Genomic DNA, 24,271 nt, shown 5'->3' on the forward strand with positions numbered 1-24,271 from the left:
AGGCTCCTGGGCAGAAAAAACCGCCTCAGAGCAGGCCAAGTTGCTCGGCGGCGGGTTCTCTGTATAGCTCAGGCAGCGATGGCAGGCCAGGCAAACGTTGCATCAGCTGTGCATGGAATCGCTGCGCGAGTTTGGCCGCCAGGATGTTATCGGCGGTATGCAGGAAGATGTACGGCGTGCGGCCCTCTTCGATCCACTCGGCGATTTTCGCCACCCAAGGCACCAGGAACGGGTCGTTGGCTTCAAGCTCGGGATGGCCGATGAAGCGCACCTGCGGGAATTGGGTGAACGCTGCCGGACGGGTCGGCACGCGAGGTTTTTTCGATTGGGCGTGGATCACCGAAGACTCGGTGGACAGGCAACTGAACAACGCGCGCGGATCGAGGCAGATGCGCTCCACGCCGCGATCCAGCAACAGGCGATTGAGCAGGCGTTCACTCTCGCCTTTGGCGAAGAACTGTTCGTGTCGCACTTCCACCGCCAGCGGTCGATCAAACGCGTCGATGAAGGCTGCGAGCTCTGGCAAGCGTTGCGGGGTAAAGCTTTTCGAGAGTTGCAGCCACAGCGGAGACACGCGCTCACCGAGGGGACTGAGTAACTGGATGAAGGTTTCGGCAGCAGTCAGTTGATCGCGCAGGTCACCGCCGTGGCTGATGTCGCCGGGGAATTTGGCGGTGAAACGAAAGTGCTCGGGCATGACCTCGGCCCAACGCGCCACGGTGGCCGGCGAAGGGCTGGCGTAGAAAGTCGTGTTGCCTTCCACGGCGTTGAACACTTGAGAATAGAGACCGAGGAAATCGGAGGTCTTGGCGTCTACCGGATACAGATACTCGCGCCAGGCGTTTTCACTCCAGGACGGGCAACCGAGGTAGTAAGGCAGATCCATCAGATGTACAGGTCGAGGCCCAGCACGTCTGCGTCCCAATCGACAAAACCGGCGGTGCTCAGGTAGCTGGCCAGGGCCATGGCCACGCTTTTCTTCATCGCACGGTGATAAATCATGTCTTGTTGGCGGGCGGGCAGATTGCTCAGGCGTTGCGCAGAGGCCTTGGCGGCGCGGGCAGCCAGTTGCGCTTCGGTGGGGAATTCCAGCTCGCCTTCAATATCCTCGACGGATTCATCCAGCGCCGGATTGCCTTTGCGAGGCTTGCGCTTGATGGGGTAGGAATGAGTGGAAACGCCGTCTATACGCATAAAGTCATGCTCGGTATCGATGATGGCAATTTAGCGGCACCTGACCGACTTAGCAAATCGCCGAGTGATAACTAGAACACATAAAAGACAAAAGGTTTAAAGCGCGGGGTTGGAAACGGACGATTGGCAGGCATTGGCATGACCCTGCGGCGAATGCCACAGGGTCGAAATCATCAGCGGGCTTTCGGCGTGGCGACTTTATCGCGCAGGTAAACCGGCTGGGCGTCGTCGGCCGGAATCGACTCGCCACGTTCCCAGGCGAATCGCGCCAGCGTCAGCAGGTCTTCGGCGTGAGGCAGCATGCCCGCATCGGAACCGCTCAGGTTGACAGCGATGCGCTCGCCGTAGCCCCAACCGGTGCCGGCACCGAACCAGTCGCCAGCCGCATCGTCCGGCAGCGCGGCGACTTCCGGCGGCAGCACCGCTTCGGTGCCGACCAGACGCATCTCGCCTGCCGTCTCGCGATAGCAGCCCCAATACACTTCATCCATGCGTGCATCGATGGCTGCCGCGACCTGGCTCACGCCGTGTTCGCGATAAGCGCGTTGCGCCAGTACCGCGAGGTTCGACACCGGCAACACCGGACGATCCAGCGCGAACGCCAGGCCTTGCACTACGCCGATGGCGATGCGCACACCGGTGAACGCGCCCGGGCCGCGACCGAAGGCAATCGCGTCCACCGCTTGCAGCGTGGTGCCGGCGTCGGCCAGCAATTGCTGGATCATCGGCAGCAGTTTCTGCGCGTGCAGGCGCGGGATCACCTCGTAATGGCTCGTGACCTTGCCGTCATGCAGCAAGGCAACGGAGCAAGCTTCAGTCGCGGTGTCCAGGGCCAGCAAGGTGCTCATCGATGTGTCCGTAAATCAGGTGGGGAAAAGTGCGCCAGTATAAACAACTACGGCCCGCAAGCGGGCCGTGGATGATGCAGCGGATCAGGTTTTTCAGCTCAGCGCTTCAAGAACCTTGGCGGTGATCGCTTCAACCGAACCGACACCCGGGATGTGGCTGTACTTCGGCTTGCCGTTGGCAGCCGACAGCTTTTGGTAGAAGTCCACCAGCGGCTTGGTCTGCGAATGGTAGACCGACAGGCGATGACGCACGGTTTCTTCGGTGTCGTCCTTGCGCTGCACCAGTTCTTCACCGGTGATGTCGTCTTTGCCGGCAATCTTCGGCGGGTTGTAGACGATGTGGTACACGCGGCCGCTGGCCTCGTGAACGCGACGGCCAGCGATGCGCTGAACGATTTCTTCGTCTTCAACGGCGATTTCAACCACGGCATCCAGCTCGACACCGGCAGTCACCAGCGCTTCAGCCTGAGGAATGGTGCGCGGGAAACCGTCGAACAGGAAACCGTTGGCGCAGTCAGCCTGAGCGATGCGGTCTTTTACCAGTGCGATGATCAGGTCATCCGACACCAGGCCGCCGGCATCCATGATGCTCTTGGCCTTGATGCCCAGTTCGGTGCCGGCCTTGACCGCAGCACGCAGCATGTCGCCGGTGGAGATTTGCGGAATGCCGAATTTCTCGGTGATGAACTTAGCCTGAGTACCTTTACCGGCCCCGGGAGCTCCCAGCAGAATGACGCGCATTAGATGTGCTCCTCAATTTTTTTATAAAAAGCTTTTGCAAAACAACGGATTCGCCTCATGGGGCGAAATCCTGGAAATAGGGTCGTGACCGCCCAAACGGCCAGAGGCTGACCAAGATACACAGCAGGCTGCGCCCACACAAGACGCCAAAAGTCGGAGAAACCGGCGCCTGCCGCGACCTTGCGACGCGGTTCCCCAAGTCGCAACCCCATCATTAACTGTCGCTTGCCCGCATTTTTCCCACGTCCGATAAACGGCACCCGAGGTTTGCCCCGGGTGCCCCGCCCCACGCAGAAAACCTTAGCCGGTATTTCGCAAACCGGCGGCAATCCCCGCCACAGACACCAGCAACGCCTGTTCTACCGGGCTGTCCTGCTCGACGTTCGGCTGCCGCGAACGCGCCAGCAGTTCGGCCTGCAATAGATGCAGCGGGTCGAGATAGGTGTTGCGCAGGCGGATGAATTCCAGGGTGTCCGGGCTATGTGCCAGCAGTTGCGACTGACCGGTCAGACCGAGGACCACGGAACATGCCTGCGACAATAGGTCGCGTAAGTGCACACCCAAAGGTAACAAGTCCGACTCAACCAGTCGCTCGTCGTAGGACAGCGCAATGTCGGCGTCGGCCTTGGCCAGGACCATTTCCAGCATGTCGATGCGAGTTCGGAAAAACGGCCACTGCTCGCGCATCTGCCCCAGCAGCTCGCCTTCGCCGCGCTCCAGCGCCTTGCTCAGCGCGGTTTCCCAACCGAGCCACGCTGGCAGCATCAAACGCGTCTGGGTCCAGCCGAAGATCCACGGAATCGCCCGCAGACTTTCGATGCCACCGGCGCGACGCTTGGCCGGACGGCTGCCCAACGGCAAACGTCCCAGCTCCTGCTCGGGTGTCGACTGGCGGAAATACTCGACGAATTGCGGATTTTCCCGCACCACCGCGCGGTAGGCAGCCACACCGTCGGCGGCCAATTCGTCCATCAGATGCCGCCACTCCGGCGTCGGTGGCGGCGGTGGCAGCAAGGTCGCTTCGAGCACCGCAGCCAGATACAGATTGAGATTCTGCTCGGCGATGTCCGGCAGGCCGAATTTGAATCGAATCATTTCCCCCTGCTCGGTGGTGCGGAAGCGTCCGGCCACCGAACCCGGCGGCTGCGACAGAATCGCCGCGTGTGCCGGGCCGCCGCCACGGCCCACGGTGCCACCGCGACCGTGGAACAGCAGCAGTTCGACTTGCTGCTCGCGGCAGATTTCCACCAACCGCTCCTGAGCCCGGTATTGCGCCCAGGCCGCTGCAGTGGTGCCGGCGTCCTTGGCCGAGTCGGAATAACCGATCATCACTTCCTGCGGGCCTTGCAGACGTGCGCGGTAACCCGGCAGCAGCAACAGACGTTCGATCACCGGGCCGGCGTTGTCGAGGTCGGCCAGGGTTTCGAACAGCGGCACTACGCGCATCGGCCGCAGCACACCAGAGTCCTTCAACAGCAGTTGCACCGCGAGGACATCGGAGGCGGCACCGGCCATGGAGATCACATAGGAACCCAGCGAAGCCCCCGGTGCGGCGGCGATTTCCTTGCAGGTGGCGAGCACTTCGGCAGTGTCCGCCGAAGGTTTGAAATGCGCCGGCAGCAGCGGCCGACGGTTTTGCAGTTCGCGGGTCAGGAAGCTGATGCGCTGTTCTTCGTCCCAGTCTTCATAGCGACCGAGGCCGAGGTAATCGGTGATTTCGGTCATGGCCGCGCTGTGTCGCGACGAGTCCTGGCGTACATCGAGGCGCACCAGGAACAGGCCGAAGGTCACGGCACGACGCAGACAATCGAGCAACGGTCCGTCGGCGATCACGCCCATGCCGCACTCGTGCAGCGAGTGGTAGCACAGCTCCAGCGGATCAAGCAGATCGCGATTGTTGTGCAGCACATCGGCCGGTGCCGGGGTGGTTGCGGTCAGCGATGCATGAGCCCAGTTGCGCGTGGCGCGCAGGCGTTCGCGCAATTGCTTGAGCACCGCGCGATAGGGTTCGGCGCTGTCGCCGGCCTTGGCCTTGAGCGCCTCGCTGGCCTGCTGCATCGACAGTTCGGCGGCCAGGTGATCGACATCACGCAGGTAAAGATCCGCCGCCATCCAGCGCGCCAGCAGCAATACTTCGCGAGTCACCGCAGCGGTGACATTCGGGTTGCCGTCGCGGTCGCCGCCCATCCACGAAGCGAAGCGGATCGGCGCGGCTTCCAGCGGCAATCGCAGGCCTGTGGCCGCAAACAGTGCCTGATCGGCCTTGCGCATATGGTTGGGAATCGCCTGCCACAGCGAGTGTTCGATCACCGCAAAACCCCACTTGGCTTCGTCCACCGGGGTCGGTCGGGTGCGGCGGATTTCTTCGGTGTGCCAGGCTTCGGCGATCAGGCGTTGCAGGGTGTTGTGGATCTGCTCGCGCTCGGCGCTGGTCAGGTCTCGGTGATCCTGAGCGGCCAGTTGCGCAGCAATCGCGTCGTACTTCTGGATCAGCGTGCGCCGGGCCACTTCGGTCGGGTGCGCGGTCAGCACCAGTTCGATTTCCAGTCGTGACAATTGCCGGGCGAGGGAGTCCGCGCTGTGCCCTTCTTCACGCAGTCGGGCGAGCAATTCCGGCAGCACCCGGGATTCGAACGGCGCGGCCTGCGACTCTTCGCGGCGATGAATGAGCTGGTACTGCTCGGCGATGTTCGCCAGGTTGAGAAACTGGTTGAACGCCCGCGCCACCGGGAGCAATTCGTCTTCGCTCAACTGATTGAGGCTGGCGCTGAGTTCGGCGTCCATCGAGCCGCGTCGGTCGGCCTTGGCGCCCTTGCGAATCTGCTCGATCTTGTCGAGAAACGCCTCGCCGTACTGGTCACGGATGGTGTTGCCCAACAGCTCACCGAGCAGGTGAACGTCTTCGCGCAAGCGTGCATCAATATCGGTCATCAGCATCTCTCCAGCAGTAATCGGTGACGGATCGCAAGTGAGTGGATGAACAGAGAGTGCCGCTCTGCAACGCTTCTTACAAGCAGACGACGAAGGGACTTTAAACCTTGCGCCCTGAAGCTAGTCTCAACAGTAAGCCCCACAACGGCTGCCGCCGCCTGACGGCGGACACTCACCCAGACCTGCCACGAGCAGGTACGACATGAGGTCATCATGAAAATCCGTGAACTCGCCCAGCATTGGGAAGAAACCGCCAAGGGTCGCCTGACCGACACCGGCTACACGATTCATCTGGATGTGGAGGCCGCCGCGCGCCTGGCGGCGATTGCCGAGATGTACCCCAAACGGCATGCCGAAGAACTGCTCGGCGAATTGATCGGCGCGGCGCTTGAAGAGTTCGAGGCGAGCCTGCCGTATGTGAAAGGCTCGACCGTGGTTGCCACCGATGAAGAAGGCGATCCGCTGTATGAAGACGTCGGCCCGACACCGCGTTTTCTCGCGTTGTCGCGGCGGCATCTACACGATTTGTCGACCGCAGCCGGCAAGCAAAAACACTGACACAACATAAATCGAAACGTGGGAGCGAGCTTGCTCGCGAAAGCGGTTTGTCAGGCACTGTAGTGGTGACTGATCCGACGCTATCGCGAGCAAGCTCGCTCCCACATTGACTGTATTCAAATTCAAAAATCACACGCCTTATTACCCCCGCGCGTACCACTCTCCCCCGCCAAAGTTCCCGGTTTAGAGCCCTGTCCATTCGGTCAGAATATTTTTTGGCGATGAGCCATCTTTTCTGAACTTTTAAAAAAAGCCTTCGGTCGGAACAGGTAACCACGCCTGGAACGAGCGTTTCAAAACGCACTTGCACATGACGGTTGCGGCTCCGCTACCAGGATGGATTTCGAAGCTTCCAAGGAGTTAACCAATGGAGTTGAAGACCATGAAGACCCAAACCTCGTTCTCCCACCTGCGCGGTCTGAAACTGGCCGCCCTGGCCATCGGCACCAGCTTCGTGCTGGCCGGTTGCGCCGGCAATCCACCGACCGAGCAATACGCGGTGACTCAATCGGCCGTGAACAGCGCGGTCAGCGCCGGCGGTACCGAGTTCGCCGCCGTGGAAATGAAGCAGGCGCAGGACAAGCTCAAACAAGCCGAAATCGCCATGCACGACAAAAAGTATGACGAGGCTCGCACGCTGGCCGAGCAAGCCGAGTGGGATGCCCGTGTTGCCGAACGCAAGGCTCAGGCGATGAAAGCCGAACAGGCTGTAAAGGATTCCCAGAAAGGTGTTCAGGAACTGCGTCAGGAAAGTCAGCGCACCGTGCAGTAAGCGCGCATCCCGACCGCAAGGCTGAATCTCTTATCGATAGAAAGGACGAACGATTATGCGTAAACAACTGATGATCCCCGCTCTCCTGGCCGCAAGCGTTGCCCTGGCTGCCTGCTCGACGCCGCCGAACCCGAACCTGGAACAGGCCCGCACCAACTACGCCGGCCTGCAGGCCAACCCGCAGGCGAGCAAAGTGGCGGCACTGGAAACCAAGGACGCCAGCGATTACCTGGACAAGGCTGACAAGGCCTATCTGGACAAGGAAAACGCGGCCAAGGTCGACCAACTGGCCTACCTGACCAACCAGCGCGTGGAAGTGGCCAAGCAGACCATCGCCCTGCGCACCGCTGAAAACAACCTGAAGAACGCCGCTGCCCAACGTGCCCAGGCGCGTCTGGATGCCCGCGATCAGCAGATCAAACAGCTGCAGGACAGCCTCAACGCCAAGCAGACCGATCGCGGTACGCTGGTGACTTTCGGTGACGTGCTGTTCGCCACCAACAAGGCCGACCTGAAATCCAGCGGTCTGGTGAACATCAACAAACTGGCGCAATTCCTCCAGGAAAACCCGGACCGCAAGGTGATCGTCGAGGGCTACACCGACAGCACCGGCGCCGCTTCGTACAACCAGTCGCTGTCCGAGCGTCGTGCAACCTCGGTGCAGGTTGCGCTGATCAAGATGGGCGTCGATCCGTCGCGCATCGTGGTACAGGGCTACGGCAAGGAATACCCGGTCGCGGATAACGGCAGCGTCTCGGGCCGTGCGATGAACCGTCGGGTGGAAGTGACCATTTCCAACGACAACCAGCCGGTGATGCCGCGCTCGGCAGTCAGCTCGAACTAAGCCCCACGCCGCAACGAAAAAGCCCCGCCTGAGTTGATCAGGCGGGGCTTTTATTTGTCCCGGGTTTACTCTTCCAGTTTCTGCGGGGTTTCCTGCCCCATGCAGCGCACAGCCTTTTTCTGCGCGTTGATCAGCACCCCGGTCAGGCCTTTCTGTTCGGTGTCGAACAGCACCAGCACGCCATCGATGCACTGCGCCACTTGCGGCGCCGGGTCCAGAGAGACCTTGTAGTCTTCGCCGGGAATGGTCTTGAGCATGGTGAATTCGTTGAGCAGCAACGCATCCTCGGGTTTGGCGAAGTGCAGGTAGCCGTAGTACCACAGGGCGCCGACGGTGCCGAGGATGCTGCAGATACCGGTGATGATCAGCGGGATGGCGTTGCGTTCTTCACTCATTGCGGACTCTCGTTTTCGGAATTCGGAGGTTGCGGGTAATTCGGGACTTCGCCGAGGCGGCGCAGGCCGTTGAAATGCTCGGGATCGTCGAGGTAACGCAGCATGACCTGGCGCCACACCGGATCTCCGAAGGTCTGCACATGGCCACCGCGAGTCAATTGCAGGACCCGGGGCGGCGGCGCAGCTTGATACAGGCGGATGCCGTTGGAAAGAGGCACCAGCGGATCGTCGATGCTGTGGAAGATCAGTTTCGGTACGCCTTTGAGCTGCGGCATCGAGTTGATCGCGCTGTCGCTGTCGGGCACCAGCCACGACAGCGGTACCTGGAATGGCCAGGTCATCCACGATGTGCTGAGGGCGTATTGACCGACGCTGCGGTAACTGGCCGGAACCCCGTCGAGCACAAAGGCCTTGAGCCGTTTTTGTCTTTCCGGATGTTGCACCAGCCAATGCACCGCCATCGAGCCGCCGAGACTCTGGCCGAGCAGGATCAGCGGTTTGCCTTTGACTTCCGGCGCGTTGTCCAGCCAGGCAAATGCGGCGTCGATGTCCTGATAGATCGCCGGCAGGCTCGGCTTGCCTTCGGACAGTCCGTAACCGCGATAGTCCACCAACAGCACCTGATAGCCGTTTTTCGGCAACCACCAACTGCCGCCCAGGTGCATCGGCAGGTTGCCGCCGTTACCGTGCAGGTGCAGCACCGTGCCTTTGACCTCGACACCGGGTTTCGCCGGTAGCCACCAGGCGTTCAGCTTGAGGCCGTCGGCGGTGGTCAGGGTGACGGTGCGGTATTCGAGTTTGGCCTTTTCCGGGGTGAATATCTGGCCCGGCTCGGGGTAGAACAGCAAAGAGCTGCAACCGCCGAGGGTCACGAGCAGGCAGAGGATGCCGAGGATTCTCATCCGGTGAAACCTCGCAAGGTTTGGATTCCCGCGCTCAGCGCGGGAATGATCAATGGGCCTACAGGATGTTGGAGTAATCGGCCTCGATCCGGTCCAGACTCAAGTGATTGAGGAAGTTGGAGAAGCACATCCACGCCGACAACGCATTCATGTCACGGAACTGGTCCGGCAGGTACTTCGGCGGCACCACCAGGCCTTCATCCACCAGTTGCCGCAGGGTTCGCATGTCCTCCAGCGTGGTCTTGCCGCAGAACAACAGCGGGACCTGCTCGAGCTTGCCCTTGCGCACGGCCAACTGAATGTAGTTGTAAACCATGATGAAGCCCTTGAGGTAGGACAAGTCTTTGGTGAATGGCAGACCGGTCGGCGTCGATCCACGGAAAACCCGACTGGCGTTGCCGTAGCTTTCCGCCATCTCGAAGCCCTGCTCGCGGAAGAACTCGAAAATCTGCAGGAAGTCCGCGCCCTCCTCCACCATATGAATGGCGCGAGTGCGGTTGGTCAGCTTGCGCAGGCGGCTCGGGTAGGAGGCGAAGGTGATGATTTCCATCAGGATCGCCAGGCCTTCCTGAGTCACGGTCGACGAGGGCGGGCCCTTGGACAGGAAGGTGCAGATCGGCTGGTTCAAACCGTTGAGCGTGGTGCCGACGTGCACCAGACCTTCGTGGACTTCCAGCGCGCGCACGTCGCGGTCGTTGAACATCGCGTCGGTGCGGATCTTGATGTAGTCGGCGCCCGCCGCCGCGTCGGCGACGATGCCGTCGGACTCGAACACGCGGATGGTTTCCTCGGCCTCGCCGAACACCTTGTTCAGGCGGGTCTGCAGCAAGTGCACGGCGTCCTTGGCGGTGAGGATCTTCGGTTCGTCCTTCAGGTCGCCACGGCCGTCGATGTTGTTCAGGTAGTCCGACATCATCAGGCCGAGGTCGGCCAGGGTCGGGTCACCGGCGTGAAACGCATCGGACGCAGCGCCATACAGTTCCTGGGAAATCAGGCCGAAATCTTCGGTGCCGCGCGCTTCGAGCATGCGCACCACCATCCGGTATTCCTTGCACATGCGCCGCATGATCTGGCCGACCGGGTTGAACTGTCCGAGCTGGCGGGTGATGTCCCGTTCGATGTTCTGGAACTCCAGCTTGACCTTGCTCGAATCGAAGGACAGCGGCCGGTTGAGGTAGTAGTCGCGATCCACCGCCGGCAATTCCTTGCCCTTGGCCTTGAGGAAACCCTTGCGGATGTTCTCGTCCCACTTGACTGCGTCAAGGACGCGAATCGGCGTCTGCGCCAGCACAATGCGATCGGACAGCGTGCGTATCGTCTGCTGGTAATCGTCCACCCGAAACTCCTGTAGAAAACGTGACGAACTGAATTATTTGGCCTTGGCCTGATGCTGGTAGCGCGCCGCTTCGACGAAAACGTCCGAGTTGGCCGGGTCGTCGAGGTAAGCAAAGACCTTTTCCAGCGGACTGTCGACTTGCACGCCCTGACCGTCATCGGTCGGGAAGCCCTGGCCGTCGAGGCTTTTCTGCGCAATGGCCTGGTTGATCTGATCGAGATCGAGGTTGTAAATCACCAGTTCATGTTTGTCGGTGATCTCGAAACCGGCGATGGTGAAGTGCCCGCCATATTGCGCCGGCACCTTCGCCGACAGGTACCAGCGGTTGCCATGACGCGACACGGTGAACGGGTAGGCTTCCCGCTCATGGGGACGGGCCTTGAACCAGGTGACCGCCTGATAGCGGTCATTGCCCAGGCGCGTGAGTTCCAGGTTCATCGGCTCGCCCCAGGCATTGGTGCTCGCCCATTCGCCGAGCAGGCCTCTGGGCGCCGGCTCACGGGCGGGCAGCGGATCCTTGAAGGTCACCAGACAACCGCTGAGCAGCAGGAACGACAGCGCGATCAACGCGCCACGCCAGGCTTTCATTCAACACTCCCTATGAACCGAACTCGCCACCGGACCTGTGGGAGCGTTACACCGACGCAAGCACCAGATGCATATAGCGCGTCAGAATGCCGAGCATGTCCTCTTCGGCCAAAGGCTCGGCGTCGTTGAGCAGGCCCTGATATTCCATCCGTCCGATAATCGCCGTCAACACCTTGGCATCCTGCTGCGGCTCGCGGGAGCCCAGCACCTGGAACAACTGGCAGGTGCCCTGCAACAGAATCTGCTGATGGGAACGCACCAGTTCCGCCAGACGCGGATTGAGCAACGCCTCCTGGCGGAACGCCTGTTCGGCCATCAAATGCTCGCGGCGGTTGACCAGTTGCCGGTGCACGTAGTCGGCCATCAGCCGGGCAATGTCATCCGCCAGTTGCGAACGCGACTCCGGGCTGCCGTCGCCGCTGACAACCATTTCCCGCAGCAAACCTTCGTTGTTGATCCACAGCTTGGCCATGTAGGCCGCGCTGCGTTCGACGTATTGGGCAAAGGTATCGGTGAGCAGGTCATCGATGTCCTTGAAGTAATAGGTGGTGGCCGACAACGGCACACCGGCCTCGGCCGCCACCGCACGATGGCGCACGGCGCGCACGCCGTCGCGCACGACAATGCGCATCGCCGCATCGAGAATGTCCTGCCGACGCTGCTCGCTGCCCTGTCGGCTGGCCTTGCGGCCCTGGTACTGAACACTTTCAGCGACCGCAGTGGCGATACCCGCTGCACCCTCTTGAGCCATTGCACCGATCACGACAGGACTTCCTCTGTTGTTTTTTTCAAAAGTAACCATTTGATACGTTTGTACCAGACAGGCAATAAAAAGCCGCCCATTTCAGGCGGCTTTTTTATTGAAACACTTACGCTTGCGGCCGCATGTGCGGGAACAGGATCACGTCGCGGATCGACGGCGAGTTGGTCAGCAACATCACCAGACGGTCGATACCGATACCTTCACCGGCCGTTGGCGGCATGCCGTACTCCAGCGCGCGAACGAAGTCGGCGTCGTAGTGCATGGCTTCGTCGTCGCCGGCGTCCTTGTCGGCCACCTGCGCCATGAAGCGCTCGGCCTGGTCTTCCGCGTCGTTCAGCTCGGAGTAGGCGTTGGCGATTTCACGGCCGCCGATGAACAGCTCGAAACGGTCGGTGACGTTCGGGTTGTCGTCGTTGCGACGGGCCAGCGGCGACACTTCGAACGGGTACTGGGTAATGAAGTGCGGCTGTTCCAGCTTGTGCTCGACCAGCTCTTCGAAAATCATCACCTGCAGCTTGCCCAGACCTTCAAAGCCCAGCACCTTGGCGCCGGCCTTCTTGGCGATGTCGCGAGCCTTGTCGATGTCGTTCAGGTCATCGGCGGTCAGCTCAGGGTTGTACTTGAGGATCGAGTCGAACACCGACAGGCGCACGAACGGCTCGCCGAAGTGGAACACCTTGTCGCCGTACGGCACGTCGGTGCTGCCCAGAACCAGCTGCGCCAGTTCGCGGAACAGTTCTTCGGTCAGGTCCATGTTGTCTTCGTAGTCGGCGTAAGCCTGGTAGAACTCCAACATGGTGAATTCAGGGTTGTGACGAGTCGAAACGCCTTCGTTACGGAAGTTGCGGTTGATCTCGAACACTTTTTCGAAGCCACCAACCACCAGACGCTTCAGGTACAGCTCCGGCGCGATACGCAGGAACATTTCCATGTCCAGCGCGTTGTGGTGGGTTTCGAACGGCTTGGCCGCAGCGCCGCCAGGAATGGTCTGCAGCATCGGCGTTTCGACTTCGAGGAAGTCGCGCTTCATCAGGAAGCTGCGGATGTGCGCGATCACTTGCGAACGCACGCGGAAGGTCTGGCGCACGTCTTCGTTGACGATCAGGTCAACGTAGCGCTGACGGTAGCGCTGTTCGGTGTCGGTCAGGCCGTGGTGCTTGTCCGGCAGCGGGCGCAGGGATTTGGTCAGCAGGCGCACGCTGGTCATCTCGACGTACAGGTCGCCCTTGCCGGAACGGGCCAGGGTGCCTTCGGCGGCGATGATGTCGCCCATGTCCCAGGTTTTCACCGCGGCCAGGGTTTCTTCGGACAGGGTCTTGCGGTTGACGTAGACCTGGATGCGACCGGTCATGTCCTGGATCACCATGAACGAGCCACGGTTGAGCATGATGCGACCTGCAACCTTGACCGGGATCGCAGCCTCTGCCAGCTCTTCCTTGGTCTTGTCCGCGTACTGTTTCTGCAGTGCTTCGCAGTAGTTGTCGCGGCGGAAGTCGTTCGGGAAGGCATTGCCCTTGGCGCGCTCGGCAGCAAGCTTTTCCTTGCGCAGGGCGATCAGGGAGTTTTCTTCCTGTTGCAGGGCCTGGTCGAGTTGTTGGTCGCTCATGTCTTTAAATATTCCATCACAGGTTCGTTGCCCCCGCCGATGGCGGGGGACTTGAGGTCGGGTGAAAGCTTACAGCCCCGATTTCAGGCTGGCTTCCAGGTATTCGTCGATATCGCCGTCGAGCACCTTGTCGCAGTCGCTGCGTTCAATGTTGGTACGCAGATCCTTGATCCGCGAGGCATCGAGCACGTACGAACGGATCTGGTGACCCCAGCCGATGTCCGACTTGGTATCTTCCAGCGCCTGGGACGCCGCGTTGCGCTTCTGCATTTCCTGCTCGTACAACTTGGCCCGCAGCATTTTCATGGCGGTGTCCTTGTTGGCGTGCTGGGAACGTTCGTTCTGGCAGCTGACCACGGTGTTGGTCGGTACGTGGGTGATACGTACGGCCGAGTCGGTGGTGTTTACGTGCTGACCACCGGCACCGGAGGAACGATAGGTGTCGATCCGCAGGTCTGCCGGGTTGATTTCGATTTCCACCTTGTCATCGATCTCTGGCGAGACGAAAACAGCGGAGAACGAGGTGTGGCGACGGTTGCCGGAATCGAACGGGCTCTTGCGCACCAGACGGTGCACGCCGATCTCGGTACGCAGCCAGCCAAAGGCGTATTCGCCCTTGATGTGCACGGTGGCACCCTTGATCCCGGCGACTTCACCGGCCGACAGCTCCATGATGGTCGCGTCGAAACCGCGTTTGTCGGCCCAGCGCAGGTACATGCGCAGCAGGATGTTGGCCCAGTCCTGGGCTTCGGTGCCGCCGGAACCGGCCTGGATGTCCAGGTAGGCGTTGTTCGGGTCCATCTCGTGGCTGAACATACGGCGGAATTCGAGCTTGGACAGGGACTCTTCGAGACCTTGAAGGACTTCGACGACGTCGTTGACCGCGCCCTCGTCGTTCTCTTCAACGGCCATGTCCAGCAGCTCGCGGCAATCGGCCAGGCCACCGTTCAGTTCGTCGAGGGTGTCGACGATCTGCGCCAGCGCAGCGCGCTCGCGGCCCAGTTCCTGGGCGTATTCAGGTTTGTTCCAGACTGCAGGATCTTCAAGCTCGCGATTGACTTCGATCAGACGCTCATGCTTTTGATCGTAGTCAAAGATACCCCCGAATAGTTTCGGAGCGCTCGGACAGGTCCTTGATGGTGTTCAGGATCGGGTTGATTTCCATGACGGGCAGCACTCGTTGGCGAACTTTTGAAAGCCGGCGAGTATAACGTAATCAAGCTGTCACGGCAGCCCGTCTGGCGGCTCTCGACGCGAATGAACCCGATGGTTCACTCGATCCCCACCTGGTTGCGCCCGTTGTTCTTCGCCAGATACAGGCCACGGTCCGCCGCCGAGATCAGCAACCGGCAGTCGCTGCCCGCCTCCGGCACCATGGTCGCCAGGCCGATGCTGATGGTCAGGCTCGCCCCTTCGGCCGGCGCATTGTGCGGAATCTTCAGCGCCGCCACAGTCTGACGCAGCTTCTCCGCTACCAGCCGCGCCCCGCCCGGCGAGGTGTTGGGCAGCACGAGCGCAAATTCTTCGCCGCCATAACGCGCCGGCAGATCGGACGGCCGGGCGCTGGCCTCGCGGATCGCCGTGGCGACCTTGCGCAGGGCCTCGTCGCCTTCGACGTGGCCGAAGGTGTCGTTGTAGGACTTGAAGTAATCGACGTCGATCATCAGCAACGACAACTGACTCTGGTCACGTAGCGAGCGGCGCCATTCCAGCTCCAGGTACTCGTCGAAATGCCGGCGGTTGGACAGCCCGGTCAGGCCATCGGAGTTCATCAGGCGTTGCAGCACCAGGTTGGTGTCGAGCAATTGCTGCTGGCTGACCCGCAAGGCGCGATAGGCCGCGTCCCGTTGCAGCAGGGTCATGTAGGAGCGCGAGTGATAACGGATGCGCGCCACCAGTTCGATGTTGTCCGGCAGTTTCACCAGGTAATCGTTGGCCCCGGCGGAAAACGCCGCGCTCTTGATCAGCGGATCTTCCTTGGTCGACAGCACGATGATCGGAATGTCCTTGGTCGCCGGGTGATTGCGGTATTCGCGCACCAGGCTCAGGCCGTCGAGGCCGGGCATCACCAGATCCTGCAGGATCACGGTCGGCTTGATCCGCACGGCGTGGGCCACGGCCTGATGCGGGTCGGAGCAGAAGTGAAAGTCGATGTTCTCTTCATTCGACAGCCCGCGGCGCACGGCTTCGCCGATCATCGCCTGATCGTCCACCAACAACACCATGGCGGCGTTCTCGTCGGTTTTGATGTCATCGATCTGTAAGTCATTCATGGGCGGTCACCTGAGTGCTGCGGGGGCCTGGATTGCGGAGTAATGCGTTCATTTGGGGAAAATCTCCAGCAATCGTGGCGCTATCTTTTCCAGTGGACGGATTTCTACGGCTGCATCGATGGCCGCGGCGGCCTTGGGCATGCCGTACACCGCACTGCTTTGCTGATCCTGCGCGATGGTCAGGTAACCCTGTTGGCGCATGAGCTTAAGCCCTTGAGCCCCGTCGCGTCCCATCCCGGTCAATAAAACCCCTACTGCGTCACCGTTCCAGTAATTGGCGACGCTTTCGAAAAACACGTCGATCGAGGGGCGGTAGATCTCGTTGACCGGCTCGGCGGTGTAAGCCAACGTGCCGTTCTTGAGCAACCGGATGTGATGGTTGGTGCCGGCCAGCAACACCGCGCCGGCCTGCGGCGGCTCGCCCTCCCGGGCCAGACGCACGTCGAGGCCGCTGGCGCTGGCCAGCCATTCGGCCATGCCGGCGGCGAACACCTGATCGACATGCTGCACCAGCACGATGGCCGCAGAAAAGTTGCGTGGCAGGCCTTTGAGCAAGACCTCCAGCGCCGCCGGCCCACCGGCTGACGAGCCGATCGCCACCAGCCGCTGGCACGACCCGGAACTGCGCGGCGTTGTCTGGGCCGGGCGGGCGCGAGCGGTTTTCTCGCCGATCAGCCAGCCGATATTCAGAATCTTGCGCAACAGTGGCGCGGCCGCCTGCTGGGCATTGCCGGCGCCGAGGGCCGGGGTGTCGACCACGTCCAGCGCACCATGGCCCATGGCTTCGAACACCCGGTGCACGTTCTGCTGGCGGTCGACGGTGACGATGACAATCGCGCAGGGGCTCTCGGCCATGATGCGGCGGGTGGCCTCGACGCCATCCATCACCGGCATGATCAGGTCCATCAGGATCAGGTCCGGGGTGTTCTCCGCGCACAGGCGCACCGCTTCGGCGCCGTTGTTGGCGATCCACACCACCTGATGCGCCGGCTCGAAGGCCAGCGCCCGGCGCAGGGCCTCCACCGCCAGGGGCATGTCGTTGACGATTGCGATCTTCATGCCCGCGCTCCTCCGATGAGCTCAACCACTGCGTCGAGCAGGGCATCGTCATGAAAACTGGCCTTTGCCAGATAATAGTCCGCCCCGGCATCCAGTCCACGGCGACGATCTTCTTCGCGATCCTTGTAGGACACCACCATCACCGGCAGCGATTGCAGGCGATTGTCGCGGCGCAGCAGCGTCACCAGTTCAATGCCGTCCATGCGTGGCATGTCGATGTCGGTGATCAGCAGATCGAAATCCTCGGAGCGCAAGGCGTTCCAGCCGTCCATGCCGTCTACCGCGACAGCGACGTCATAGCCGCGATTAAGCAGCAGCTTGCGTTGCAGTTCGCGCACGGTGAGCGAATCATCGACCACCAGAATCCGTTTGCGCGCGGCTTCTGCGGCCTGATTGCCATGGCGGGCGATGCGTTCCAGACGCCCGGTGTTCAGCAACTTGTCCACCGAGCGCAGCATGTCTTCGACGTCGACGATCAACACCACCGAACCATCGTCGAGCAAGGCCCCGGCGGAAATGTCCTGTACCTTGCCCAGCCGCTCGTCCAGCGGCAGCACCACCAGCGTGCGCTCGCCGATGAAGCGTTCAACCGCAACGCCGTAGATCGCATCGCGCTCGCGGATCACCACGACCTTGAGCGTGTCGCCGCTGTTCTGGCTCGCCGGGCGCTGCAGCAACTGACTGGCCGCAACCAGCCCCACATGCCGGCCCTCGTGCCAGAAGTGCTGGCGCCCTTCGACCTGCACGATGTCGTCCGGCGCCAGATCGCACATGCGCTCGATGTGCGCCAGCGGGAACGCGTAGGCCTCGTCGCCGACTTCCACCACCAGACTGCGCACCACCGACAGGGTCAGCGGTACCTCGAGATGGAAGCGACTGCCCTCACCCGCCGTCTGTTCCAGCACCACCGCACCGCGCAACTGGCGGACCATGTGCTGAACGGCATCGAGGCCGACGCCCCGACCGGACACCTCGGTGACCTTGTCCCGCAGACTGAAACCCGGCAGGAACAGGAACGTCAGCAGTTCTTCTTCGCTCAACTGAGCGGCGGTTTCCGCCGGCGACAACTGGCGTTCGACGATGCTGCGGCGGACTTTTTCCAGATCCACACCGTTGCCGTCATCACTCAACTCCAGCACCAGCAGTCCGGCCTGGTGTGAGGCACGCAGTCGGATCAGCCCTTCCTCGGGCTTGCCTTTTAGCAGACGTTCTTCCGGTGTTTCGATGCCGTGATCGACCGCGTTACGCAGCAGATGGGTCAGCGGCGCTTCGAGTTTCTCCAGTACATCGCGATCGACCTGGGTTTTCTCGCCCTCGATCTCCAGCCGCACCTGTTTGCCGAGGCTGCGACCGAGGTCGCGCACCATCCGCACCTGGCCGGACAGCACATCGGCGAATGGCCGCATGCGGCAGGCCAGCGCGGTGTCGTAGAGCACTTGCGCGCGCTGACTCGCTTGCCAGGCAAACTCGTCGAGTTCGGCGTTTTTCTCCGCCAGCAATTGTTGGGATTCCGCGAGCAGTCGCCGCGCATCTTCCAGCGCCTCTTGAGCTTCGAGGCTCAGGGCATGCTCCTTGAGATGCACGTTGAGACTTTCCAGCGCCCGCAGGCCGTTGTTCTGCATGCGTTTGAGGCGCTGCATCGTGGCCAGGTGCGGTTTGAGACGCTGGGTTTCCACCAGGGATTTGCTCGACAGATCGAGCAGGCTGTTCAGGCGTTCGGCGGTGACCCGCAGCACCCGCTCGCCACCTTCTGTGGTGCGTTTGCTCTTGCGCGGCGCAGGCTCCGGCTCGGCCACCTCGACGGGGATTTCAACGGGCGTTGGCTCAACCACTGGCGGCTGAAGCTGCAACTCGGCCATCGGTGGTGCGCTCGGAGCGGTGGCCACCACGGCCGGCGCCGCCGGATCGAGCAAACCGCCCATCAATGCTACGTAAGCCTCGATGTCCGCGGGTTGCGGACCATTGGCCGGGGTGGCGATGCGCATCAGCAAATCGGTGCCCTGCAACAGCGCGTCGATATGCTCCGGGCGCAGGAACAGCCGCCCTTCCTGCGCACTGACCAGACAATCTTCCATTACGTGAGCAACGCTGACGCCGCTGTCGATGCCGACAATCCGCGCCGCGCCTTTCAACGAGTGTGCCGCCCGCATGCACGACTCAAGCTGATCGGCCTGGGTCGGATTGCGTTCCAGCGCCAGCAGCCCGGCACTCAGGACCTGGGTCTGGGCTTCGGCTTCGAGGCTGAACAGCTCCAGCAGGGAGGCGTCGCGCATTTGCTCGGGGGTCATGTGAGGCTCCGGGACACGGCGGACAACAGCTGTTCTTCATCCAGCCAACGCAGGCTGCGACCTTTGAAAGGCAACACGCCTCGGGTGTATTTGGCACTGGCCTGCGCCCCGGAACGCGACGCGGCATCGAGAATTCGTTCGTCGATGGCGTGAATTCCGTCGACTTCGTCCACCGGCACCACCACCGGCCCGCCCTGGGCCGCGATGATCAGCATGCGCGGCATGATCCGCGCGCCGGTCGCCGGGGCGGCGTTACCGTCAAGATCGAGCAGTTCGACCAGCGACAGGCACGCCACCAGCGCCCCGCGCACGTTCGCCACGCCGAGCAAGGCCCGGGAGCGCTGGTGCGGCAAGGAGTGAATCGCCTGCAACGGTGCGACTTCCACCAGACTGCGAGTGGCCAGTCCGAGCCATTCCTCGCCAAGACGGAACATCAGCAGCGAACGGGTTTTCAGCTCGGTTTCAACCTGGCTCGCCACCGGATCGCGCTCGTCCTGCTGCAACGCATAACGGTCGAGCAGGCGCGTGGCGGCGGCGGAATACACCGAGCAATTGCGGCAATGAATGTGTTCTTCCAGCAGCGGGCAAGACTTGTCGCCGTGGATGCCGATGCGGTTCCAGCAATCGTCGATGGCCCGGGCGTCTTCGTGGGTGACGTTCAAGGTGTCGGACGGGATCATCGTTTACGCTCACTGTCGGCGGTGCGGCCGCTGCGGGCGGCGCGCTCCTGCAATCGTCTGGCACCGGCCGTGTCACCCTGGGCCTGCAGCAGCGCGGCCAGGTGCATCAGGGCTTCGGGGTGTTGCGGTTCGAGGTACAAGGCTTTGCGATAGTAGCTCTGGGCTTCGAGAGCAGAACCGGCGACATCACTGAGCAGCCCGAGCCAGTAGAACACCTGAGCCACCGGCTCATGACTGCGCAAATACTGTTCGCACGCGGCCCGGGCCTCGGCGCTTTTGCCTTCATTGGCCAGGGCGGCAATGTTGGCCAGCAGGGTCGCCGCGTCGGGATTCGTGCTTTTGGCGGTGGCGGGCAACGGCGTCACAGCGGCAAACGGACGATTGCGCACCGGCGGCGGTGGCGTGCTGCGCACCGGTTGGCGCACGGGTAACGGGGACGGGAGAGCGACCGGCATCGGCAGCGGTTCGGGCTGCGGATCGCTGTGGCGACTGAACGCGAAAGACTGCGGAATCCCGATCGAGCGCATGCCCAGCCGCCCGAGCAGACTGCCCTCGGCGGGGCCGATAAACAGCACGCCGTCGACATGGGTCAGGCGCTTGAGCACGGCGAATACCTGCTGCTGGGTCGGCTGATCGAAATAGATCAACAGGTTGCGGCAGAACACGAAATCGAACGGTGGTTCGTTGACCAGCAATGACGGATCGAGCACGTTGCCGACCTGCAGGCGGACTTGCTCGCGGACGATTTCATTCACCCGATAACCTTCGTTCTCGGCGAAAAAATGCCGCTCGCGAAAGTCCAGTTCCTGGCCGCGAAACGAGTTCTTGCCGTACAACGCCCGCCGCGCCTTCTCCACCGACAGGGGGCTGACATCCATGCCGTCGACCTTGAACTGATGGGGCTTGAGGCCCGCATCGAGCAACGCCATGGCAATCGAATAGGGTTCTTCACCGGTGGAGCACGGCAGGCTGAGAATGCGCAGCGCCCGCATGTTGTTCAGCTCGGCCAGGCGTTTGCGCGCCAGTTTGCCCAGGGTGGCGAAGGATTCCGGGTAACGGAAAAACCAGGTCTCCGGGACGATTACCGCCTCGATCAACGCCTGCTGTTCGTCCCGCGAGCCTTGCAGCGTTTGCCAATATTCATCGGCCGTGACCATTTGCGCCAGGATGATGCGCTGGCGCACCGCCCGCTCGATGATTGCCGGCCCTACCGAAGCGACGTCGAGCCCGATGCGTTCCTTGAGGAAATCGAAGAAGCGCTGGTCACTGCTCATGGCAGATCCTCAAGCCGCGCCGGATCCAGCGGCGGCGTCGGGAACAGCAGCGGGCGCACCGTATCGTCGAGCAAATCGTTGACCCGCACCCATTGCACCAGGCCCCGGGCGTCTTCACGCACCGGACCGAGGTACGGCGCCTGACGATTGTCGAGGCCGTAGGGCTGGAATTCATCCGGGTTGCAACGCAGGGTGTCGGTGGCCTGTTCGAGGATCAGCCCGAGCCATTGCGAGGGTTGTGAATCGTCGGCGCGGTAATGCACCAGCACCAGTCGCGTGCTGGTGCGCGCTTCGGCAGGCTGGCCGAACGTCAGGGCGCTGAGGTCGATCACCGGCACCACCGAACCGCGATAGGCGAACACCCCCGCCACCCAGTGCGGCGCCCGGGCAATCGGCTTCAGCGGCAGGCGCGGCAGCACTTCCGCCACCTCCGTGGCACGCAGAGCGTAGCGTTCGTTGCCGATGCGAAACAGCAGGAACAACGTCTGCTTCGCCACCGGTGCAGCGCTGCGTTTGGCGATGATTTCGCTCATCAGACTTTGAATCGCGAAACGCCGCTGCGCAGGCCCACGGCCACCTGGCTCAGTTCGTCGATGGCGAAACTGGCCTGACGCAACGACTCGACGGTCTGGCTGCTGGCATCACCCAGCTGCACCAGCGCGTGGTTGATCTGCTCGGCACCGGTAGCCTGGGCCTGCATGCCTTCGTTGACCATCAACACCCGCGGCGCCAGCGCCTGCACCTGATGGATGATCTGCGACAGCTGCTCGCCGACCTGCTGCACCTCAGCCATGCCGCGACGCACTTCCTCGGAGAACTTGTCCATGCCCATCACCCCGGCGGACACCGCCGACTGGATCTCGCGGACCATCTGTTCGATGTCATACGTGGCAACAGCGGTCTGATCCGCCAGACGCCGCACTTCGGTGGCGACCACGGCAAAACCGCGACCGTATTCGCCGGCCTTCTCCGCTTCGATCGCGGCGTTCAGGGACAACAGGTTGGTCTGGTCAGCGACCTTGACGATGGTCACGACGACCTGATTGATGTTGCCGGCCTTCTCGTTGAGGATCGCCAGTTTGGCGTTGACCAGATCCGCCGCGCCCATCACCGAGTGCATGGTGTCTTCCATGCGTGCCAGGCCTTGCTGCCCGGAACCGGCGAGCACCGAAGCCTGATCGGCAGCGGTGGAGACTTCGGTCATGGTGCGCACCAGGTCACGGGAGGTCGCCGCAATCTCGCGGGACGTCGCACCGATTTCGGTGGTGGTGGCGGCGGTTTCTGTGGCGGTAGCCTGCTGTTGTTTGGAGGTGGCGGCGATCTCGGTCACCGACGTGGTGACCTGCACCGACGAGCGCTGGGCCTGAGACACCAGCGAGGTGAGCTCGGTCATCATGTCGTTGAAGCCGGTTTCCACGGCGTTGAATTCGTCCTTGCGGCCCAGGTTCAGGCGCGAACTCAGATCGCCGGTGCGCATGGTGTCGAGAATCCGCACGAGCAGGTTCATCGGGGCCATGATCGCGCGCATCAGCAGAAGACCGCACAGACCGGCGGCCAGCACGGCCACCAGCAGGGAGATGCCCATGCTGACTTTCGCCGCCGCGACCGCGTCGTCGATGTTGTTCATGGCTTCATCGGCAACGGCCTTGTTTTCGCGAATGATGTCGTTGAGTTTCATGCGGCCGGCCGTCCAGGCCGGGGTCAGTTGTTCATTGAACAACTTCGCGGCCGCGTCCTCCTGGTTGCGCACATGCAGGTCGAGCACCTGCGCCTGAATCTTGTTGTAGTTGAGCACGTCCTGCTTGAACACGGTGTACTCGGCCCGGTCCTCGGCAGTGGTGACGGTGCTTTCGTAGTTGCCCATCTGCTCGTTGAGACGCGCTTCGAAAGACTTGAAGTCCGCCGCGTCTTCGGCACTGATGCCCTGGCCTTTTTTCAGGCCCAGCAACTCCTGGGTCTGCAGATAGCTGTCGACCCAGGCACTGCGAATCATCGAGCTGAAATACACCCCCGGCACCGCGTCCTGACGCACGCTCTGTTCGCCGGCTTCGATCTTCAACAACCGTGAATACGAGACGACCACCATCAACAGCATGATGGCGATAATCACCGCAAAGCTCGCCAAAATGCGTTGGCGCAACGTCCAGTTCTTCACAGTCAGTCCTCGGGGCCAGATCGAAATTGCGGGGGAGTATAGCTGAGGGCGGTGTTTCATTTATAAGACGGTTTGCCGCGCTCGCGCCGCCCGAGCGTAAACGTGACGGGCTCTGGATAAGGACTTTCAAGGAATCGCAGGGCAACGTGCCAGTGGCGCAATGGCAAAAAGGGGCGATGGATTGGCCATTTCTGCAACGGAGAGGTCTGGCACCGACATAGCCATGTGCCATGGTGCGCAACTTCTTGCGCACTTGTTTCGCAAAATCGCCGCTTGATTCCTCTACAGCCCCCGGGTTCCGTCGCCTGTAGCCAAGTGCGCAACTTCTTGCACACCACTGCGCAAGAAGTTGCGCACTTTTGGCCTTAAATTGGCATGAAACATCTTGAAACATGCACTAAACAGCAGTTTCACCCCCGTATCACGGAGACTTTGGAAAACCTGGCACGGTCCTTGATATAGCTTTGGCACCCACCGGGCGATTTCGCCTCCCGGGCACCCTAACTTTATCCGCAAGGAGCACCTCCCATGGCAACACCAGCGTACATGTCGGTTACCGGCGAAAAACAAGGCCTGATCACTGCCGGCGCCTTCACCGCCGACTCCGTTGGCAACACCTATCAGGAAGGCCACGAAGACCAGGTCATGGTTCAGGCTTTCACCCACGACGTGATCATCCCGCGTGACCCGCAATCCGGTCAGCCAACCGGTCAGCGCGTGCACAAGCCAGTCGTGATCACCAAGGTCTACGACAAGGCTTCGCCTCTGCTGCAAGCAGCACTGACTTCCGGCGAGCGCATGAGCGAAATCGTTATCCAGTGGTACCGCACTTCGGCTCAAGGCACCCAAGAGCACTACTACACCACCAAACTGGAAGACGCGATCATCGTCGCCATCAACAACAAAATGCACAACTGCCAGGATCCAGGCAACGCGCACTTCACCCACCTGGAAGAAGTGCAGTTCACCTACCGCAAAATCACCTGGACCCACGAAGTATCCGGTACTTCGGGTTCCGATGACTGGCGTGCTCCAGTCGTTTAATTACGGCTGATCGTTTCAAG

Annotated in this window: 23 protein-coding genes; 4 read left to right on the top strand and 19 right to left on the bottom strand. The window is 61.7% G+C overall.

Going from position 1 to position 24,271, the window contains the following annotated elements; all coding sequences use genetic code 11:
* Window positions 1–25: 25 nt before the first annotated feature.
* From AC07NR_RS03050 to ppc, 5 genes are all read right to left on the bottom strand, one after another.
* A complete protein-coding gene (locus AC07NR_RS03050; RefSeq protein WP_432218729.1) occupies window positions 26–886 on the bottom strand; it encodes a DUF72 domain-containing protein in 861 nt (286 codons plus the stop codon).
* Complete coding sequence (locus AC07NR_RS03055; RefSeq protein ID WP_085712814.1) at window positions 886–1,194, bottom strand: hypothetical protein; 309 nt, start codon at window positions 1,192–1,194, stop codon at window positions 886–888. Before AC07NR_RS03055 ends, AC07NR_RS03050 begins: the two co-directional genes overlap by 1 nt.
* A gap of 173 nt (window positions 1,195–1,367) precedes the next feature.
* On the bottom strand, window positions 1,368–2,042 hold the full coding sequence (tsaB, locus tag AC07NR_RS03060) for a tRNA (adenosine(37)-N6)-threonylcarbamoyltransferase complex dimerization subunit type 1 TsaB (protein WP_192552959.1): 675 nt from the start codon (window positions 2,040–2,042) through the stop codon (window positions 1,368–1,370).
* A 93-nt stretch (window positions 2,043–2,135) separates the two neighbouring features.
* Complete coding sequence (gene adk, locus AC07NR_RS03065) at window positions 2,136–2,783, bottom strand: adenylate kinase (protein WP_085712812.1); 648 nt, start codon at window positions 2,781–2,783, stop codon at window positions 2,136–2,138.
* 300 nt (window positions 2,784–3,083) lie between these two features.
* The gene (ppc, locus tag AC07NR_RS03070) at window positions 3,084–5,714 is read right to left on the bottom strand and encodes a phosphoenolpyruvate carboxylase (RefSeq protein WP_495077774.1); all 2,631 of its coding nucleotides are present in this window, start codon (window positions 5,712–5,714) and stop codon (window positions 3,084–3,086) included.
* Window positions 5,715–5,927: 213 nt separating this feature from the next.
* Here ppc and AC07NR_RS03075 point away from each other — a divergent pair, with 213 nt between their 5' ends.
* The 3 genes from AC07NR_RS03075 to lptF all read left to right on the top strand — a co-directional run bounded on the left by AC07NR_RS03075 (window position 5,928) and on the right by lptF (window position 7,888).
* On the top strand, window positions 5,928–6,272 hold the full coding sequence (locus AC07NR_RS03075) for a pilin assembly protein (protein ID WP_085688799.1): 345 nt from the start codon (window positions 5,928–5,930) through the stop codon (window positions 6,270–6,272).
* A gap of 367 nt (window positions 6,273–6,639) precedes the next feature.
* Window positions 6,640–7,044 (top strand): DUF4398 domain-containing protein, encoded by a 405-nt coding sequence (locus tag AC07NR_RS03080; protein WP_085697302.1) that lies wholly within the window; start codon window positions 6,640–6,642, stop codon window positions 7,042–7,044.
* 55 nt (window positions 7,045–7,099) lie between these two features.
* Window positions 7,100–7,888, top strand: a complete 789-nt coding sequence (lptF, locus tag AC07NR_RS03085) for a lipotoxin F family OmpA-related lipoprotein LptF (RefSeq protein ID WP_085712811.1) — start codon at window positions 7,100–7,102, stop codon at window positions 7,886–7,888.
* Window positions 7,889–7,953: 65 nt separating this feature from the next.
* Here the strand turns inward: lptF and AC07NR_RS03090 are convergent, their stop codons facing one another.
* The 14 genes from AC07NR_RS03090 to AC07NR_RS03155 all read right to left on the bottom strand — a co-directional run bounded on the left by AC07NR_RS03090 (window position 7,954) and on the right by AC07NR_RS03155 (window position 23,207).
* Entirely contained in the window at window positions 7,954–8,283 is a 330-nt protein-coding gene (locus AC07NR_RS03090; protein ID WP_119427141.1) for a PA3694 family proteiin, read from the bottom strand.
* Window positions 8,280–9,185: an alpha/beta hydrolase gene (locus AC07NR_RS03095; RefSeq protein WP_495077775.1), complete on the bottom strand. Its 906-nt coding sequence runs from the start codon at window positions 9,183–9,185 to the stop codon at window positions 8,280–8,282. The genes AC07NR_RS03090 and AC07NR_RS03095 overlap by 4 nt, the downstream gene beginning before the upstream one ends.
* A 58-nt stretch (window positions 9,186–9,243) precedes the next feature.
* Entirely contained in the window at window positions 9,244–10,521 is a 1,278-nt protein-coding gene (locus tag AC07NR_RS03100) for a flavohemoglobin expression-modulating QEGLA motif protein (protein WP_085712808.1), read from the bottom strand.
* Window positions 10,522–10,554: 33 nt separating this feature from the next.
* Window positions 10,555–11,109, bottom strand: a complete 555-nt coding sequence (locus AC07NR_RS03105) for a hypothetical protein (protein ID WP_495077776.1) — start codon at window positions 11,107–11,109, stop codon at window positions 10,555–10,557.
* Between the two features lie 46 nt (window positions 11,110–11,155).
* Window positions 11,156–11,860, bottom strand: a complete 705-nt coding sequence (locus AC07NR_RS03110) for a TetR/AcrR family transcriptional regulator (RefSeq protein ID WP_011332647.1) — start codon at window positions 11,858–11,860, stop codon at window positions 11,156–11,158.
* Window positions 11,861–11,978: 118 nt separating this feature from the next.
* Window positions 11,979–13,478 (bottom strand): lysine--tRNA ligase, encoded by a 1,500-nt coding sequence (lysS, locus tag AC07NR_RS03115; RefSeq protein WP_248738196.1) that lies wholly within the window; start codon window positions 13,476–13,478, stop codon window positions 11,979–11,981.
* A gap of 69 nt (window positions 13,479–13,547) precedes the next feature.
* Window positions 13,548–14,643, bottom strand: a protein-coding gene (prfB, locus tag AC07NR_RS03120) for a peptide chain release factor 2 (RefSeq protein WP_102621447.1) whose coding sequence is annotated in 2 segments (ribosomal slippage) — window positions 13,548–14,570 and window positions 14,572–14,643 — 1,095 coding nt in all. Because the reading frame shifts where the segments join, the coding sequence is not laid out codon by codon here.
* A 106-nt stretch (window positions 14,644–14,749) separates the two neighbouring features.
* On the bottom strand, window positions 14,750–15,751 hold the full coding sequence (locus AC07NR_RS03125; RefSeq protein WP_085712805.1) for a response regulator: 1,002 nt from the start codon (window positions 15,749–15,751) through the stop codon (window positions 14,750–14,752).
* Between the two features lie 48 nt (window positions 15,752–15,799).
* Complete coding sequence (locus AC07NR_RS03130) at window positions 15,800–16,810, bottom strand: chemotaxis response regulator protein-glutamate methylesterase (RefSeq protein ID WP_495077777.1); 1,011 nt, start codon at window positions 16,808–16,810, stop codon at window positions 15,800–15,802.
* Window positions 16,807–19,098 (bottom strand): hybrid sensor histidine kinase/response regulator, encoded by a 2,292-nt coding sequence (locus AC07NR_RS03135; protein ID WP_495077778.1) that lies wholly within the window; start codon window positions 19,096–19,098, stop codon window positions 16,807–16,809. Before AC07NR_RS03135 ends, AC07NR_RS03130 begins: the two co-directional genes overlap by 4 nt.
* Window positions 19,095–19,778 carry a chemotaxis protein CheW gene (locus AC07NR_RS03140; RefSeq protein ID WP_248738199.1) on the bottom strand — a complete coding sequence of 228 codons (684 nt, stop codon included), beginning with the start codon at window positions 19,776–19,778 and terminating at the stop codon, window positions 19,095–19,097. Before AC07NR_RS03140 ends, AC07NR_RS03135 begins: the two co-directional genes overlap by 4 nt.
* On the bottom strand, window positions 19,775–21,052 hold the full coding sequence (locus AC07NR_RS03145) for a CheR family methyltransferase (RefSeq protein ID WP_495077779.1): 1,278 nt from the start codon (window positions 21,050–21,052) through the stop codon (window positions 19,775–19,777). The genes AC07NR_RS03140 and AC07NR_RS03145 overlap by 4 nt, the downstream gene beginning before the upstream one ends.
* Window positions 21,049–21,585, bottom strand: a complete 537-nt coding sequence (locus AC07NR_RS03150) for a chemotaxis protein CheW (RefSeq protein ID WP_248738201.1) — start codon at window positions 21,583–21,585, stop codon at window positions 21,049–21,051. The genes AC07NR_RS03145 and AC07NR_RS03150 overlap by 4 nt, the downstream gene beginning before the upstream one ends.
* Window positions 21,585–23,207: a methyl-accepting chemotaxis protein gene (locus AC07NR_RS03155; protein WP_085712799.1), complete on the bottom strand. Its 1,623-nt coding sequence runs from the start codon at window positions 23,205–23,207 to the stop codon at window positions 21,585–21,587. The genes AC07NR_RS03150 and AC07NR_RS03155 overlap by 1 nt, the downstream gene beginning before the upstream one ends.
* 528 nt (window positions 23,208–23,735) lie before the next feature.
* Here AC07NR_RS03155 and AC07NR_RS03160 point away from each other — a divergent pair.
* Entirely contained in the window at window positions 23,736–24,251 is a 516-nt protein-coding gene (locus tag AC07NR_RS03160) for an Hcp family type VI secretion system effector (protein WP_007949952.1), read from the top strand.
* Window positions 24,252–24,271: the final 20 nt, after the last annotated feature.

The sequence above is a fragment of the Pseudomonas sp. GW821-FHT09C09 genome (assembly GCF_059418105.1).